Annotated in this window: 15 protein-coding genes; 5 read left to right on the top strand and 10 right to left on the bottom strand. The window is 62.9% G+C overall.

From position 1 onward, the window contains the following. Positions 1-44: 44 nt before the first annotated feature. From ASN89_RS02295 to ASN89_RS02255, 9 genes are all read right to left on the bottom strand, one after another. Complete coding sequence (locus ASN89_RS02295; protein ID WP_046682756.1) at positions 45-1,055, bottom strand: ABC transporter permease subunit; 1,011 nt, start codon at positions 1,053-1,055, stop codon at positions 45-47. Between the two features lie 36 nt (positions 1,056-1,091). After that, positions 1,092-2,591: a sugar ABC transporter ATP-binding protein gene (locus tag ASN89_RS02290; protein ID WP_046682755.1), complete on the bottom strand. Its 1,500-nt coding sequence runs from the start codon at positions 2,589-2,591 to the stop codon at positions 1,092-1,094. An 83-nt stretch (positions 2,592-2,674) separates the two neighbouring features. Beyond that, positions 2,675-3,610 carry an ABC transporter substrate-binding protein gene (locus ASN89_RS02285; protein WP_138829099.1) on the bottom strand — a complete coding sequence of 312 codons (936 nt, stop codon included), beginning with the start codon at positions 3,608-3,610 and terminating at the stop codon, positions 2,675-2,677. Positions 3,611-3,665: 55 nt separating this feature from the next. Beyond that, on the bottom strand, positions 3,666-4,616 hold the full coding sequence (gene tal, locus ASN89_RS02280; protein ID WP_058048128.1) for a transaldolase: 951 nt from the start codon (positions 4,614-4,616) through the stop codon (positions 3,666-3,668). A gap of 2 nt (positions 4,617-4,618) precedes the next feature. Further along, on the bottom strand, positions 4,619-6,103 hold the full coding sequence (xylB, locus tag ASN89_RS02275) for a xylulokinase (RefSeq protein ID WP_200968953.1): 1,485 nt from the start codon (positions 6,101-6,103) through the stop codon (positions 4,619-4,621). Positions 6,104-6,134: 31 nt separating this feature from the next. Next, the gene (locus ASN89_RS02270; protein WP_058048126.1) at positions 6,135-7,142 is read right to left on the bottom strand and encodes a LacI family DNA-binding transcriptional regulator; all 1,008 of its coding nucleotides are present in this window, start codon (positions 7,140-7,142) and stop codon (positions 6,135-6,137) included. A gap of 284 nt (positions 7,143-7,426) precedes the next feature. Continuing rightward, complete coding sequence (locus tag ASN89_RS02265) at positions 7,427-8,164, bottom strand: NRDE family protein (RefSeq protein ID WP_058048125.1); 738 nt, start codon at positions 8,162-8,164, stop codon at positions 7,427-7,429. Beyond that, the gene (locus ASN89_RS02260; RefSeq protein WP_046682750.1) at positions 8,155-8,445 is read right to left on the bottom strand and encodes a DUF4936 family protein; all 291 of its coding nucleotides are present in this window, start codon (positions 8,443-8,445) and stop codon (positions 8,155-8,157) included. The genes ASN89_RS02265 and ASN89_RS02260 overlap by 10 nt, the downstream gene beginning before the upstream one ends. 7 nt (positions 8,446-8,452) lie before the next feature. Beyond that, positions 8,453-9,559 carry a YgfZ/GcvT domain-containing protein gene (locus ASN89_RS02255; protein ID WP_082654358.1) on the bottom strand — a complete coding sequence of 369 codons (1,107 nt, stop codon included), beginning with the start codon at positions 9,557-9,559 and terminating at the stop codon, positions 8,453-8,455. A 176-nt stretch (positions 9,560-9,735) separates the two neighbouring features. Between ASN89_RS02255 and mltG the strand changes: the two genes are divergently transcribed. Genes mltG through ASN89_RS02240 form a run of 3 tightly spaced genes read left to right on the top strand, consistent with a single transcriptional unit; the run spans position 9,736 to position 12,432 of the window. Next, the gene (mltG, locus tag ASN89_RS02250; RefSeq protein ID WP_058048124.1) at positions 9,736-10,722 is read left to right on the top strand and encodes an endolytic transglycosylase MltG; all 987 of its coding nucleotides are present in this window, start codon (positions 9,736-9,738) and stop codon (positions 10,720-10,722) included. A 24-nt stretch (positions 10,723-10,746) separates the two neighbouring features. Beyond that, the gene (gene tmk, locus ASN89_RS02245) at positions 10,747-11,388 is read left to right on the top strand and encodes a dTMP kinase (protein ID WP_058048123.1); all 642 of its coding nucleotides are present in this window, start codon (positions 10,747-10,749) and stop codon (positions 11,386-11,388) included. A 15-nt stretch (positions 11,389-11,403) separates the two neighbouring features. After that, positions 11,404-12,432, top strand: a complete 1,029-nt coding sequence (locus ASN89_RS02240; protein WP_058048122.1) for a DNA polymerase III subunit delta' — start codon at positions 11,404-11,406, stop codon at positions 12,430-12,432. A 63-nt stretch (positions 12,433-12,495) separates the two neighbouring features. Here the strand turns inward: ASN89_RS02240 and ASN89_RS02235 are convergent, their stop codons facing one another. Further along, positions 12,496-12,855 carry a hypothetical protein gene (locus ASN89_RS02235; protein WP_058048121.1) on the bottom strand — a complete coding sequence of 120 codons (360 nt, stop codon included), beginning with the start codon at positions 12,853-12,855 and terminating at the stop codon, positions 12,496-12,498. A 153-nt stretch (positions 12,856-13,008) separates the two neighbouring features. Between ASN89_RS02235 and ASN89_RS02230 the strand changes: the two genes are divergently transcribed. Beyond that, positions 13,009-13,395: a VOC family protein gene (locus tag ASN89_RS02230; RefSeq protein WP_058048120.1), complete on the top strand. Its 387-nt coding sequence runs from the start codon at positions 13,009-13,011 to the stop codon at positions 13,393-13,395. Positions 13,396-13,464: 69 nt separating this feature from the next. Beyond that, on the top strand, positions 13,465-14,097 hold the full coding sequence (locus ASN89_RS02225) for a carbonic anhydrase (RefSeq protein ID WP_046682743.1): 633 nt from the start codon (positions 13,465-13,467) through the stop codon (positions 14,095-14,097). The last annotated feature ends 45 nt before the right edge of the window (positions 14,098-14,142 follow it).

The following is a 14,142-nucleotide window of genomic DNA, read 5'->3' as shown; positions in this document are numbered from 1 at the left end:
GTCGGGTTAGCGCAAAGCGCGTAACCCGACGCACCACGTCACAATCAGTTCTGCGCGTGCGACTGGCGCCATTTGTCGAGGATCACGGCCAGCACGATCACGACGCCTTTCGCCACATACTGCCAGAACGACGACAGGCCCAAAATCGTCAAACCATTGTTCATCACGCCGATGATCAGGGCGCCGATGACGGTGCCCCAGACGGAACCCACGCCGCCCATCAGGCTCGTGCCGCCCAGCACGACGGCCGCGATGGCGTCCAGCTCATAGCCCGTGCCCCAGTTGCCGTTGGCCGCATACAGACGGCTGGCCGACATGGCGCCGCCCAGGCCGGCGAACAGGCCGCTGATCGTGTAGACAAACATCAGCACGAGGCCGACTTTGATGCCGGTCAAACGGGCCGCCTGGATATTGCCGCCGACCGCGTAGATATGCAGGCCCAGGGTGGTCTTGCGCAGGATGAACCAGGTCAGCACGACGACGGCGGCCGCCAGCCAGATCAGCCAGGGCACGGCCAGGAAGCTGCCGTTACCCATCCATTCGAAGCTTGGGATTTCCGTGTTCAGCACGCTGGTGCCGTCGGCCAGCAGGTAGGCCGCGCCGCGCAGGGCCGTCATGGTGCCCAAGGTCACCACGAAGGGGTTCAGGCCGACGAGGGCGACCAGCACGCCATTGAGCGCGCCCAGCAGCAGGCCAACGATGATGAAAGTGGGGATCGAAAAGCCGGCGAACTGGGCCGACAGCGACATCAGCATGCCTGCCACGGCCGAGACGGCCAAGACGGAACCGACGGACAGGTCGATGCCGCTGGTCAGAATGACGAAGGTCATGCCGGATGCCAGCACGATGTTGATCGATACCTGGCGGAAGATGTTCATGGTGTTATTGCTGGTCATGAACGTCGACGTGCCGTCGGCCGAGAAGTACACGGTCAGGCCATACATGGCCAGGTACAGCACCACCAGCACGGGCAGCATGCCCAGGCGGCGCATCAGGTTCGAGGCATTGAAGGGTTCGCCGGCGCGTGCGGCGCCGCTGGTGGTACTCGTTGTCATGTTAATTCTCCTGAATAATTATGCTAATGCGTATTTTTATGCCGCTTCCAGATGGGTGGCATAAGCAAGGATGTTCTCCTGCGTGATATCGTCGCCCGTCACTTCGCCTGTCAGGCGTCCTTCGCACATCACCATCACGCGGTCGCAAATGCCGACCAGCTCGGCCAGTTCGCTGGAAATGCACAGCACGGCCGTGCCTGCGTCCGCCAGCTGGTGGATGATCTTGTAGATTTCGCTCTTCGCGCCCACGTCCACGCCGCGCGTCGGTTCGTCGAGGATGAGCACTTTCGGGGCGATGGCCAGCCAGCGCGCCAGCAAGACTTTCTGCTGGTTACCGCCGGACAGGCCGCCCACGATGCCGTCCGGTCCCGACACTTTCACGTTGAGGTTGGCTATCGCCTCGCGCGTCAGCTGGGTCAGGGCGCCACGGTTGACCACGCCCGCCGTCGCATGCTTGGACAGGATATTCATCGACATGTTTTCCATGGCCGACAATTGCATGAACAGGCCCAGGCTCTTGCGGTCTTCCGGCAGGTAGCCGATGCCGTGGCGGATGGCTGCCAGCGGCCGGTGGATGTGCACTTCCTGGCCATCGAGCCACACTTGCCCCGTTTGTTTCTTGTCGGCGCCAAAGATCAGGCGCGCCAGTTCCGTGCGGCCCGCACCGACGAGGCCGGCAAGACCCGTCACTTCGCCCGCATGCAGGGTGAACGAGGCCGGCTTGACCTTGCCGCCGCCGACGTCTTCCACGCGCAAGCGCTCGGCGCCCCGCGTGGTGCGCCGCTGGTGCGAATAAAAGTCGTCGGCGGGGCGGCCCACCATCATTTGCACGACTTTCTTTTGATCCAGTTCATCCTTGCCCAGCTCGCCCACATAGGCGCCGTCGCGCAGCACCGTGATGCGGCGCGCCAGGCGTTCCACTTCGGCCATGCGGTGGCTGATGTACAGTACGGCCAGGCCCTTGTCGCGCTGTTCTTCGATGATGCGGAATAATTGTTCTGTTTCCCGGTCGGACAGGGCGGCAGTGGGCTCGTCCATGATCAGGATGCGGCTTTCGTGCACGAGGGCGCGGGCGATTTCCACCTGCTGCTGCTCGGCGATCGACAGGGTCGAGACCATGGTGTCGGCGTCGAAACGGGAACCGAGGTCGGCCAGGATGGCGTTCGTGCGCGCACGCATTTCGCCGCCCTTGACGGTCCAGAACGGTCCTTTCGGCTCGCTGCCCATGAAGACGTTCTGCGCCACCGTCATGTTCTTGGCCACGCTCAATTCCTGGTAGATCAGGTTGATGCCCAGCGCGCGTGCCTCGCCCGGGTTGCGGATGCGGATCGGCTTGCCGTCGAGAATGATCTCGCCCGCGTCCGGCGTGTAGACGCCGGATAAAATCTTCATCAGGGTGCTCTTGCCGGCGCCATTTTCGCCCATCACGGCATGGATTTCGCCGCTGCGCACTGTCAGGTGCACGCCGCGCAGCGCGCGCGTGGCGCCAAAGCGCTTCTCGATGCCGCGCATTTCAAAAATAATATTGTCGCTCATGACTGTCCTTCCTTGCTTTTGAAACTGTTGCCCGCCCTTGGGCCGGGGCCGGGGCGGGCAACACGTGGTTCAGGTCAGGCAGATCAGTTCTTTACCCAGCCCGTATAGGTGGCGACGTTTTCCTTGGTGATGGCCGGGGTCGGCAACAGCACCATCGTCTGTTTCGGCGTGCGGCCGTTCATGATGTCGTAGCCCATCTGCACGGCGTCGGTCGCCATGCGGTACGGGTTTTGCGCCGAGGTGGCGGCAAACAGGCCAGCCTTGTTTTTCAGGGCGTTCTGGCCATCGGGCGCGCCATCGACGGCCGTGATCAGTTTGACGTCCGTGCGCTTCGATTGCTTGATCGCCAGTTCGGCGCCGATACCGGTAGGATCGTTGATGGCGAACACGCCGTCGATCTTCGGATAGGCCGTCAGCAGGTTCGACATCACGGTCATGCCGCCGTCGCGGCTGCCGCCGGCGTTCTGGTTGTCGGACAGGATCTTGATGTCCTTGAACGCGGCCAGGGTTTTCTTGCAGCCGTTGACGCGGTCGATCACGGAGGTGACCGGCGGGCCGTTGAGGATCACGACATTGCCCTTGCCGCCGATCTGCTTGGCCAGGTAGGCGCACGACACGTCGCCAGCCATGGTGTTGTCGGACATCACGGTGGCCGAAGCGCCTACGGCGCCCACGTCGACGGCGATCACGACCACGCCCGCATTGCGCGCTTTCTTGATGGCAGGGGCGATGCCCTTGGAATCAACGGCGTTCAGGATGATGATGTCGGTCTTGTTGGCAATAAAGTTTTCAATCTGGTCCACCTGGGTGTTCAGGTCATACTTGCTGGAAACAGTGGTGACTTTCACGCCAGGGCCGCCCAGCTTTTTCGCGCTTTCTTCCGCGCCGCGACCAATGGCGACAAAAAACGGGTTGGCCAGGTCGCCCACGCTCACGCCGATCGATTTCAGCGGTTTGTCAGCGGCGAAAGCGCCGCAGGCGGCGGACAACAGCAGGGAGGCGGTAATGACTTTTTTCATGTGGATCTCCAAGGGTTTTTATTGTGAAAAACAAACGGTGCTACGGGTGAAAAACTTATTGATTACGTAATTTCTCGATCATGGCGTCCAGCTTGCCCGCATCGACGGCAAAGCCGCGGATGCCTTCGGCCAGCTTTTCGGTGGCCATCGCGTCGTCATTCAAGGCGTAGCGGAAAGTGGCTTCGTCATACGTGACGGCCGGCTGCGCCGCGCCCAGGTCGCCGCCCAGGGCGCGCTCGAACGGAGCGTCAAGCGCTTCCAGCTTGACCAGCAGGTCGGGGCTGATGGTCAGCAAGTCGCAGCCGGACAGGGCCGTGATCTGCCCCACGTTGCGGAAGCTGGCGCCCATCACTTGCGTGGCGATGCCATGTTGTTTGTAGTAATTGAAGATGCGCGTCACCGACTGTACACCTGGATCGTTGGACAGGCTGCGCGCCGCTTCGTCCCATGCCGCACCCATCGACTTCTTGTGCCAGTCGTAGATGCGGCCCACAAATGGCGAAATCAGGCGCACTTTCGCGTCGGCGCAGGCAACGGCCTGGCAAAACGCGAACAGCAGGGTCAGGTTGCAAAAGATGCCGTCTTTTTCCAGCTCGCGCGCCGCCTGGATGCCTTCCCAGGTGGCGGCGACCTTGATCAGCACGCGCTCGCGACGAATGCCGGCTTGCTCGTACAGGGCGATCAGGCGGCGCCCGCGGGCGATGGTGGCGTCGCGGTCAAAGCTCAAACGGGCATCGACTTCCGTCGATACGCGGCCCGGCACGACCTTCAAAATTTCCAGGCCGAAGCGCACCAGCACCTGGTCGACAATATCGTCCAGCGATGCATGCTTGTGCGCGGCGACCGTGCTTTCCAGCAATGGCGCGTAATCGGGCTGCAGCACGGCTTTTAAAATCAGCGACGGATTGGTGGTGGCGTCCTGCGGCGCGAAGCGCGCCAGTTGCAGGAAGTCGCCCGTGTCGGCGACGACGGTGCTGTACTGTTTTAGTTGTTGCAGCTGATTCATTACTATTCCTTATCACTGAGTTGGTGCAAGGCTTGCACGGCGGGAAACAGGCTACGGTAGCGGCCGTAACGGATGCTCAAGGCTGCGCTGTGCGCGGCATCGGGCAGGAAAGTGTTTTTGATGGGCAAGCTGGTGGCCAGCAACTGGCGCTGGCCGATGGCAGCAAAGCCCAGCTTGGCCGCGCCCAGGCTGGCCGACAGTTCGCTGTTGTGCAAGGTGCGCATCTCGCGGCCCAGCACATTGGCCAGCAACTGCGCCCAATACTGGCTGCGCGCGCCGCCGCCCACCAGCATGCAGTGGGGAACGACGGCGCCCGTCGACGTGACGGCCGCCATGGCGTCGCGCAAGGCGAAGGCCACGCCTTCGAGCACGGCGTAGCCGAGCTGCGCCGGTGTGCTGTCGTGGCCCAGTTGCAGGAAGGCGCCGCGCACTTGCGGGTCGTTATGCGGCGTGCGCTCGCCCGACAGGTAGGGCAGGAACAGGGGCGCGGAGGGCGCGATGGCGCTGTCGAGCGGCAGAGCGCTTTCCACCAGCGCCAGCAGGGCTGCCTCGTCGGGCTGGCCCAGTACGCCCGTGGCCCAGCGCAGGCAGCTGGCGCCGGACAGGATCGCGCCCATCGCATACCAGCGGCCGGGCAGGGCGTGGCAAAAGCTGTGCACGCCGCCGGCCGGGTTGCCCAAAGGCGCTTCGGTGACGGAAACGATGGCGGCGCTGGTGCCCAGTGAAATGAAACTGTCGCCGCCGTTGACGGCGCCGATGCCCACGGCCGAGACGGGGTTGTCGCCGCCGCCGGCCGCCACCACCACGTCCGATGGCAAGCCCAGCTTGTCTGCCACGGCGGCCAGCACCGTGCCCGTGGCGGCATCGCCTTCGGCCAAGGCCGGCATCTGTTCCGGCGCCAGGCCGCAGGCGGCCAGCATGGGGGCGAACCAGGCACGCTTGGCCTCGTCCAGCCACAGGGTGCCGGCCGCGTCGGACATGTCGGTGACCTTGTTGCCAGTCAATTGCAGGCGCAGGTAATCCTTGGGCGACAGCAGGCAGGCGATGGCATTGAAAGCGTCAGGCTCGTGCGTTTGCAGCCACAGCAGTTTCGGCGCCGTCAGTCCCGCCATGGGCAGGCTGCCCGTCACGTCCGCATAGGCGGGATAGTCGCGCGCCAGGGCAGCCGCTTCGGCTTCGGAACGCGCATCGTTCCACAGGATGGCGGGACGAATTACATTGTCGTTGCTGTCGAGCAGCACGGCGCCATGCATCTGGCCCGACAGGCCGATGCAGGCGATCTGCGCATATTCCTGCGGCCAGCCGGCGCGCAGCTGGCCCAGCGCGTTGACGCAGGCGGCCCACCAGTCCTGCGGCGCTTGTTCGGACCAGCCCGGCTGTGGGTGGCTGGTGTCGATACGCACGGAAGCCTGGCCGCGCACGGTGCCAGTGCTGTCCATCAGCACGGTTTTCAGTTCGGAGGTACCAAGATCGATACCGAGGGAAATCGCTGGATGCATTATGGTTTGCTGTAAAAGGTCAGGGGCAGCCGCAGGAATTGCGTACGCGCAGGGTCGGCGACAAGCGCTGCACGTGCCGGGCGCGGCCCGGGTTGGCGATACGGTCGATCAGCAGGTCGACGGCCATGGCGCCCAGCTCTTCGAGCGGCTGCGCCATCACGGTCAAGCGGGGGCTGAAATAATCGGCCCAGTCGAAATCATCGAAGCCTGCCAGGGACACGTCTTGCGGTACCGCAATGTGCGCGTCGCGCAAGGCGTGCATGGTGCCGATGGTCATCAGGTTATTGCCGGCAACGATGGCCGTGGGACGCTGTCCGGCGGGCAGGGCCAGCAATTCGCGCGTGGCCGCGCCGCTGCGCTCCAGATTGGAGTCGCCTGAGCGCAGCAGTGCGGGGTCGAAGACGATATTGGCGCGCTGCAAGGCCAGGCGATAGCCGTCGATACGCTCGTCCGTCGTGGACAGGCCGGGCGCGCCCGCGATGAAGCCGATGCGGCGGTGGCCGTGGACGGTGATCAGGTGACCGACCAGTTCGGCCGTCGCCTCGATATTTTCCACGCCCACCTGGTCGAACGGCTGCGCCGACATGCGGTCCACCAGCACGGAAGCGATCTTATTGCTGCTCAAATAGTCGAGCGTGCGGTGATGCGTGTCGCCCGACGGCGCCAGCACGATGCCGTCGACCCGGCGCTGGTGCAAGTTCTGCACCACTTTCAATTCCTGCTCGGGATCGTCATGCGTATCGGAAAACAGCATCATCAAGCCATGGCGCGTGCAGGCGGCCTCGATGGCGCGCACGGTTTCGCTGAAGTAATGATTGGTGAAGGCGGAAATGGCCACGCCGATGGTGCCCGACGAGGAACCGGCCAGCGCGCGCGCCAGCATGTTGGGCACATAGCCGATCTGCTGCATGGCCGCATTGACGGCGGCGACGGTTTTCGGGCTGACCTTGCGGGTCCCGTTCAGTACGTGAGAGACGGTCGACAACGATACGTCCGCCGCCCGCGCTACATCTTCCATGGTGGCCATGGTGTCTCCTGATGGTTTTATTATTATTGTGTGCTGCGATTAAGTACGGCTGTGTCGCCGCGTTTGAATCTATCGTAAACAAAAGAAAGCGCTTGCGCAAGCGCTTTCTTTTTTTGTGCGTGCTGATGTTGAGTGGGTTTTCGATGAAGAGAGGGGAGGCTTGCGTAGGTCGGATTAGCGCGCCAGAGGCGCGCGTAATCCGACATCGGGGACGGCGGTGATGCCGGTTGCGTGTGGTGGTGTTGTCGGGTTACGCGCTCGCGCGCTAACCCGACCTACCCGACCTACTGTATCACCAGCTCATGCAGTTCGCCGGGAGAGTCCGGGAACAATTTGACGACGGTGGACGTGCGCGTGCCGTAGCCCGGCGTTTCGATGCAGACGGCGGACAGCACGCGCTCGAGGTCGAGCGGCACGCCCGTGTCCGGCAAGCGGAAGTCGGGCGCGCGCGTGGTGTCGGCCAGCATGTCGAAATACGCTTCGTCCGGCGCGCCCTGGCACAGCAAGCTGGCGAACTGGGCCTTGGTCTTCAGGACCTTCGGCCACGGCGCGTCGAGTAGGGCGTTCGACAAGCCGTAGATGCCAGGCTCCAAAGGCTGGCCATTGCGCACATCGCCATCACCCCGGTTGGAAAACCAGATCAGGGTATCGGCGTCTCCGAGCACCAGATTGAAACCGTTGTAGGCTTTGCAGCCGGGGCGGATTTGCGCGATATAGTCTTGCGGCGACATGTTGCCGGCCAAATAGTCGGCCACGAGGGCGCCGCGCGAGGGAGCGTCGGGGTTGCGGTCTTGCGGGCTGCGGATATTCGTGATGGCGGCAAAGCGCGAGCTGCCGCCGCCGGCCTGAGTGATGCCCATCCAGCTGCCGCCCGCCTGCAGGTCGCGGCCTGCATACACTTGCGGGTGTTCGGGCCAGGCGCCGGCGGGGGCGCTGGCACGTTCATAGAATTCGTCGCGGTTGGCGGCGGCAATCAGCGGGATGTGCGGATTGACTTTCCAGGCAAAAACGATCAGGCACATGGAGGCAAATCCATGAACACTTCCGTATGGCGCGCGCCGGCCGTCAAGGACAGCAAGCCCGCTTCGTCGGATGCGCTGACCAGCAGCTCGGCAAAACCTTCGCCGACGACAGGATAAATTTCCATCCACGTCTGCAAGCCATCCTTGGCGTCAGGACGGCGCTTCAATTGCGGCGCCACGCCGGACGCGGCCGCCAGTTTCGCTTGCAAGGCGCGGACCCGGGCTTCCAGCGCCTGGGCGTGCTCTTCCTTGACTTGGTAATAAATGTACAAATCTTTCATGGCATTCTCACAAGTCGAGTGCGTCGAGCACGTAAGGCATGGGCAGGAACTGCACGGCAGCGCCCTGGGCCGAGCCGTAGCGCACGGCGCCGGCGGCGCTTGAACCTTCTTCGATTGCCCCCAGCTTCATTTCAACGAGAGCGTCGATGCCGCCCACGCCATTTGGCGCCGCGTTGACGACCATGCCGCACGGTTGCTCGGGGTCGCTGACGGCGAACAGTTCGCCGCCGGCGACGACGGTTGCATCAGCGATGCTGACGAGGGTGGTGCGGCGTTTGAGCTTGCCCAGATACTGGCTGCGCGCGACGATTTCCTGGCCCGGATAGCAGCCTTTCTTGAAATTGACGCCGCCCAGCAGCTCGAAGTTGACCATCTGCGGCACGAACTGCTCTTGCGTGGCGGCCGTGATCTGCGGGATGCCCGCATGGATCTCGGACAATTGCCAGGCGTCATTGCCGCCCTTGGCGAGAGTTTCGGCCAGCTGCTGCCACACGTCCTGCGCCGTGGCGGCGGACGTCAGCCATTGATAACGGGCGCTGCCGAACGCATCGGCCACGCGCAGCAGGGTGCCCAGCGCGTGCTCGACCTTGCTGAACGGCGTGACGGGCAGCTTGGGGAACCAGGCGGACAGGGCCGCGCTGGCTTGCTTGCCGCCGAGGCCCAGGACGACCTGGCTCGTTTCATCAAAGGACGCATCGTGCAGCTTGGCCTTGGCGCGCAGCACGAACATCTGCAGCCGCTTCTGGATGGCCGGCTGTATGGCGCGCGGCAATTGCAGATAAATGGTGGTGGCGTTGCGCCACATCAGGAAACTGGCCAGCAAGCGGCCTTTCGGCGTGCAGTAGCCGGCCAGGCGCACTTGCTCCTGGTTCAGGTGTTCCACGTCGTTGGTCAGCTGGCCGTGCAGGAAACTGGCTGCATCGTCGCCGTTCAAGCCGATCAAGCCCTGGTCCGTGATGGCCGCGACAAAACCTTCTTGCAGCTGGGCCACTGTCAGGGACTGGCCGAAATCGGCGACAGGGGAGTTTGCGGTGCCGTCAGGCGTGCCATCGGCGGCAACGGGGCGGGCGCCTTGAGCGGTTAAAAATTGATTCCAGTTATTCATAATTTCCATTAGATCAGCGATTAAGCATTATCATTACGGGTTCATTATAGTGATGTCGCGCAAATTGCGTCGGCAGCGGCAAGATTGCCAGTGTTGGCGCCGCTTTGCGCGCACTTGCTTCACAAATGAACGATCATAACAAGCGCGCGCTGCCTGCCAGCGAGCGCATCACAAGAATCGGAACAATGGCTTTCTTTAAAAAACTTGTAGTCAGTTCAGTCATCGCCGCCATCGGCGTGGGCGGTACTTTTGTGTACTGGGCGCAGCAGCCCATCACCACGGACGGCGAAGCGATCCCGTTTACGATCAGCCCGGGCAGCGGCGCGCATGCGGCAGGCCAGCAGATCGCGGACGCGGGCGTGCCCATCGTGCCCATCCTGTTCAACATGCTGGCGCGTATCGAAGGCAAGACTTCGAAGATCAAGGCCGGTTCCTACGAGCTGAAACCGGGCACCACGCCGCAGCGTTTGATCACGCAGCTGGCACGCGGCGAGTTCGCGCAAGAGTCGCTGACCATCATCGAAGGCTGGACGTTCAAGCAGATGCGCCTGGCCATGGCCAACCACCCGGGACTCAAGCACGATACCGTGGGTCTGTCCGACAAGGAACTGATGGCGAAGATCAGCCCCGAATATGTGCTGCCGGAAGGCCTGTTCTTCCCGGACACGTATCTGTTCGCCAAGGGCGCCAGCGAAATGCAGATTTTCAAGCAGGCGCACACGGCCATGATCGGCCGCCTGTCCGAAGCGTGGGACAAGCGCGATCCGGCCTTGCCATATAAAAACCCGTACGAGGCGCTGATCATGGCTTCCATCGTGGAAAAGGAAACGGGGCAAAAGTCCGAGCGCGCGATGATCGCCGGCGTGTTCGTCAACCGCCTGAAGACGGGCATGCTGCTGCAGACGGACCCGACCGTGATCTACGGCATGGGCGACAATTACCAGGGCAAGATCCGCAAACGCGACCTGGAAGCGGACACCCCGTACAATACCTACACGCGCGGCGGCTTGCCGCCCACGCCGATCGCCCTGGCTGGCGCGCAATCGCTGACGGCGGCGCTGGCGCCGGCCCGCACGCAAGCGCTGTATTTCGTGGCGCGCGGCGACGGCACCAGCCAGTTCTCGGCCAACTTGCCCGACCATAACCGCGCCGTGAACCAGTATCAGCGTTAATATCATCACAAGATTAAGAGTTTCATGACACAACAATATCAACCCCGTTTCATCACCTTCGAAGGCATCGATGGCGCGGGCAAGTCGACGCATATCGGCTTTGTCACCGACTACCTGCAGCAAAGGGGGGTGAGCCTCGTCTCGTCGCGCGAACCGGGCGGCACCAGCCTGGGCGAAAAGCTGCGCGAACTGCTGCTGCATGAAAAGATGCATCTGGAAACGGAAGCCTTGCTGATGTTCGCCAGCCGCCGCGAACACATCGCGCAAGTCATCGCGCCCGCCCTGGAACGGGGCGAGTGGGTCATTTCCGACCGTTTCACCGATGCCAGCTTCGCCTACCAGGGCGGCGGCCGCGGCATGGATCTGGGCAAGATGGAAGCGCTGGAAGCGTGGGTTCACCCGCACTTGCAGCCGGACTTGACGTTTTTGTTCAACGTGCCGCTGGCTGTCGCCCGCGCCCGCCTGGACGCCACGCGCGCGCTCGACAAGTTCGAGCAGGAGCAGGCCGATTTCTTTGCCGCCACGCGCAACGAATATCTGCGCCGCGCGGCCCAGTTCCCGGAACGCTTCCGCATCATCGACTCCACGCAAAGCATTGCCGACATCCAGGTGCAACTCGCGCAATTACTTGATATTTTGCTCGAACAAAGCGTCGCAACACGCTGATTTACAAAGAATAAAATGACCAGTTTTCTCTATCCGTGGCAACAGGACGCCTGGCAGCAATTGCAAGCCTTGCGCCCGCGCATGCCGCACGCCATTTTGTTCCATGGCGCGCAAGGCATCGGCAAGGCCGACTTCATCGAGCATTTCGCGCAAGCGCTGCTGTGCGAAGACGTGCGCGCCGACGGCCATGCCTGCGGCGCCTGCGCCTCGTGCGGCTGGTTTAGCCAGGGCAACCATCCCGATTACCGCCGGGTCCGTCCGGAAGCGCTGGAGGACGAGGTGGCCGACGACGGCGAAGAGGGCGAAGGCGCGAAGAAAAGCACCAAGACCAAGACGCCGTCGAAAGACATCAAGATCGAGCAGATCCGCAACCTGGCCGACTTCATGAACATTTCCACGCACCGCCAGGGCTTGCGCGTGGTGGTGCTGTACCCGGCCGAAGCGTTGAACACGCCCGCCTCGAACGCCTTGCTGAAAACCCTGGAAGAACCGCCGCCGGGCACCTTGTTCCTGCTGGCCTCGAACAGCCTGGACCGCTTGCTGCCGACGATTCTGTCGCGCTGCCGGAAATTCGCCTTGCCCATGCCCAGCCACGAGCAGGCCTTGACGTGGCTCAAGGCCCAAGGCTTGAACGATGCGGACAGCTGGCTGCGCGAGCAGGGCGGCGCACCGCTGGCCGCGCTGGCCCAGTCCGAATCGGGCGGCCGCGAAGAGACGGAACAATTGTTGCAAGTGCTGGCCAATCCCGGCGTGGAAGCGGCCCTGAAGGCGGCCGATAAATTGCAGAAGGCGCCGCTGGCGCCGCTGGTGGCATCGCTGCAGCGCTGGCTGTACGATGTGTTTTCCGTCAAGCTGTCGGGCACCATCCGTTACTACCCGCGCCACCGGCGCGAACTGGAAGCGCTGGCAGGACGCATCAACGTGAGCCGTTTGATGGTCGCCATCAAGGCGGCGAACGAGCGCCGGGCAATTGCCGAGCACCCCTTGTCGCCCAAGCTGTTCCTGGAAGACATGCTGCTCGATTACGCTTCAAGTTGTCAATAAAATCAAGCGCTTGCGGTATCAAGTTAATGTGAATTATGCGATTCTTGAGCCGATTGGAATGACTTAACCGCAGGCGCGCGTGCAACTGCGATATTGCACGTCACAGGCTTGCTGACGTTCGGCGCGCCGGGCACGAAAGGCCTGGGCTTGCGTCGGTTGCAACTGCTGCGACTGGGCTCCCGTTTCCCTGCTCGCGGCAGCGTAGGGATTGCTGCTTGGCTTCATCGACAGCATGGGGCTGGTATCGTCTTCCGTTGCTTGCTGCACTTGCGCGCGGCATTCCTGGCGTGCCGACGCACACACGGGCGCGCACAAGCCCGCCTCGGAGTTGGATTTTGGTGCGTCGCGTTTATCCTGTGCATGCGCAGGGGCTGTCAGGGCCAGGCAGGCCAGCAGTATCAAAGGGCCAACAACTTTCAGCATGAACGCTCTCCACGTATCCGCGCGCAACCCCATGGTTACGTACCCGCAATCCACTATACATCTTGATAACGTTTTTGCCTACCGGCCATGCTCGTTTGCCATGCCCGCAAGCCGGTGTTACAGTCAACGCACTGGACAGCAACGGAGGCGGGCATGAAACGAGTTACTGGCATCGGCGGCATCTTTTTCCAGGCGCAAGACCCGGCCGCGCTGCGCGCCTGGTACCAGCGCCACCTGGGGCTGGACGTGCAGCCCTGGGGCGGCGCCGCCTTTAGCTGGACGGATGCTGACGGCCAGCCCGCGGCCGGCACCACCATCTGGTCCGTGGCGGCCAGGGACAGCGAGCAATTCGCGCCTGGCAAGGCTGCCTTCATAATCAATTACCGGGTCGACGACCTCGATGCGCTGTTGCAAGCCTTGCGCGAGGAAGGCTGTGAGGTGCTGGACAAGGCGCCCGATTCGGAATACGGCCAGTTCGGCTGGGTCATCGATCCCGAGGGCAACAAGGTGGAGCTGTGGCAACCGCCACAGGGGCAGTAAGCGGGGGCAGTAGGCAAGCCAGACGCCATTCAGCGATAATACCGGCTCAGATAACGATCCCTATTTATTATGCGCGACATTATTGCTGGATTCCTACGCTTCCAAAAAGAGGTTTTTCCTGAGCGCCGCGAGTTGTTCAAGACCCTGGCCACGGGGCAAACCCCGAAGGCCCTGTTCATTTCCTGCTCGGACAGCCGCATGGTGCCGGAACTGGTGACGCAGCGCGAGCCAGGCGAACTCTTCGTGATCCGCAACGCGGGCAACATCGTACCGTCGTACGGCCCCGAACCGGGCGGCGTCAGCGCCACGGTCGAGTTTGCCGTGTCCGCCTTGAACGTGACCGACATCGTCATTTGCGGCCATTCCGATTGCGGCGCGATGAAGGCGATCGCCACCTGCGCCTGCCTCGACCACATGCCGGCCGTGCGCAGCTGGCTGCACCATGCGGACGCGGCGCGCATGATCAACGAATCGGTCGAGCATCCGACGGAGCAGTCGCGCATCGACGGCATGGTGCGCGCCAACGTGGTGGCGCAACTCAATAACCTGCGCACCCATCCTTCGGTGGCCCTGGCCATGGCGCAACACCGGCTGACCCTGCACGGCTGGGTGTACGACATCGAGAACGGTTCGCTCGATGCGCTCGACGAGTCGAGCGGCAACTTCGTGCCGCTCGCGGAACATCCTGCATCGCAGCTGTGAACAACAGGGCGCTTCGGCGCCCTTTCCCCTGCCAGTTTTCCTGTG

The sequence above is a fragment of the Janthinobacterium sp. Ant5-2-1 genome (assembly GCF_001445815.1).
GTDB classification, from domain to species: Bacteria; Pseudomonadota; Gammaproteobacteria; order Burkholderiales; family Burkholderiaceae_D; genus Janthinobacterium; species Janthinobacterium lividum_E.
Note: the sequence above shows the minus strand (reverse complement) of the source record. Positions and strands in the feature narration are given on the sequence as shown.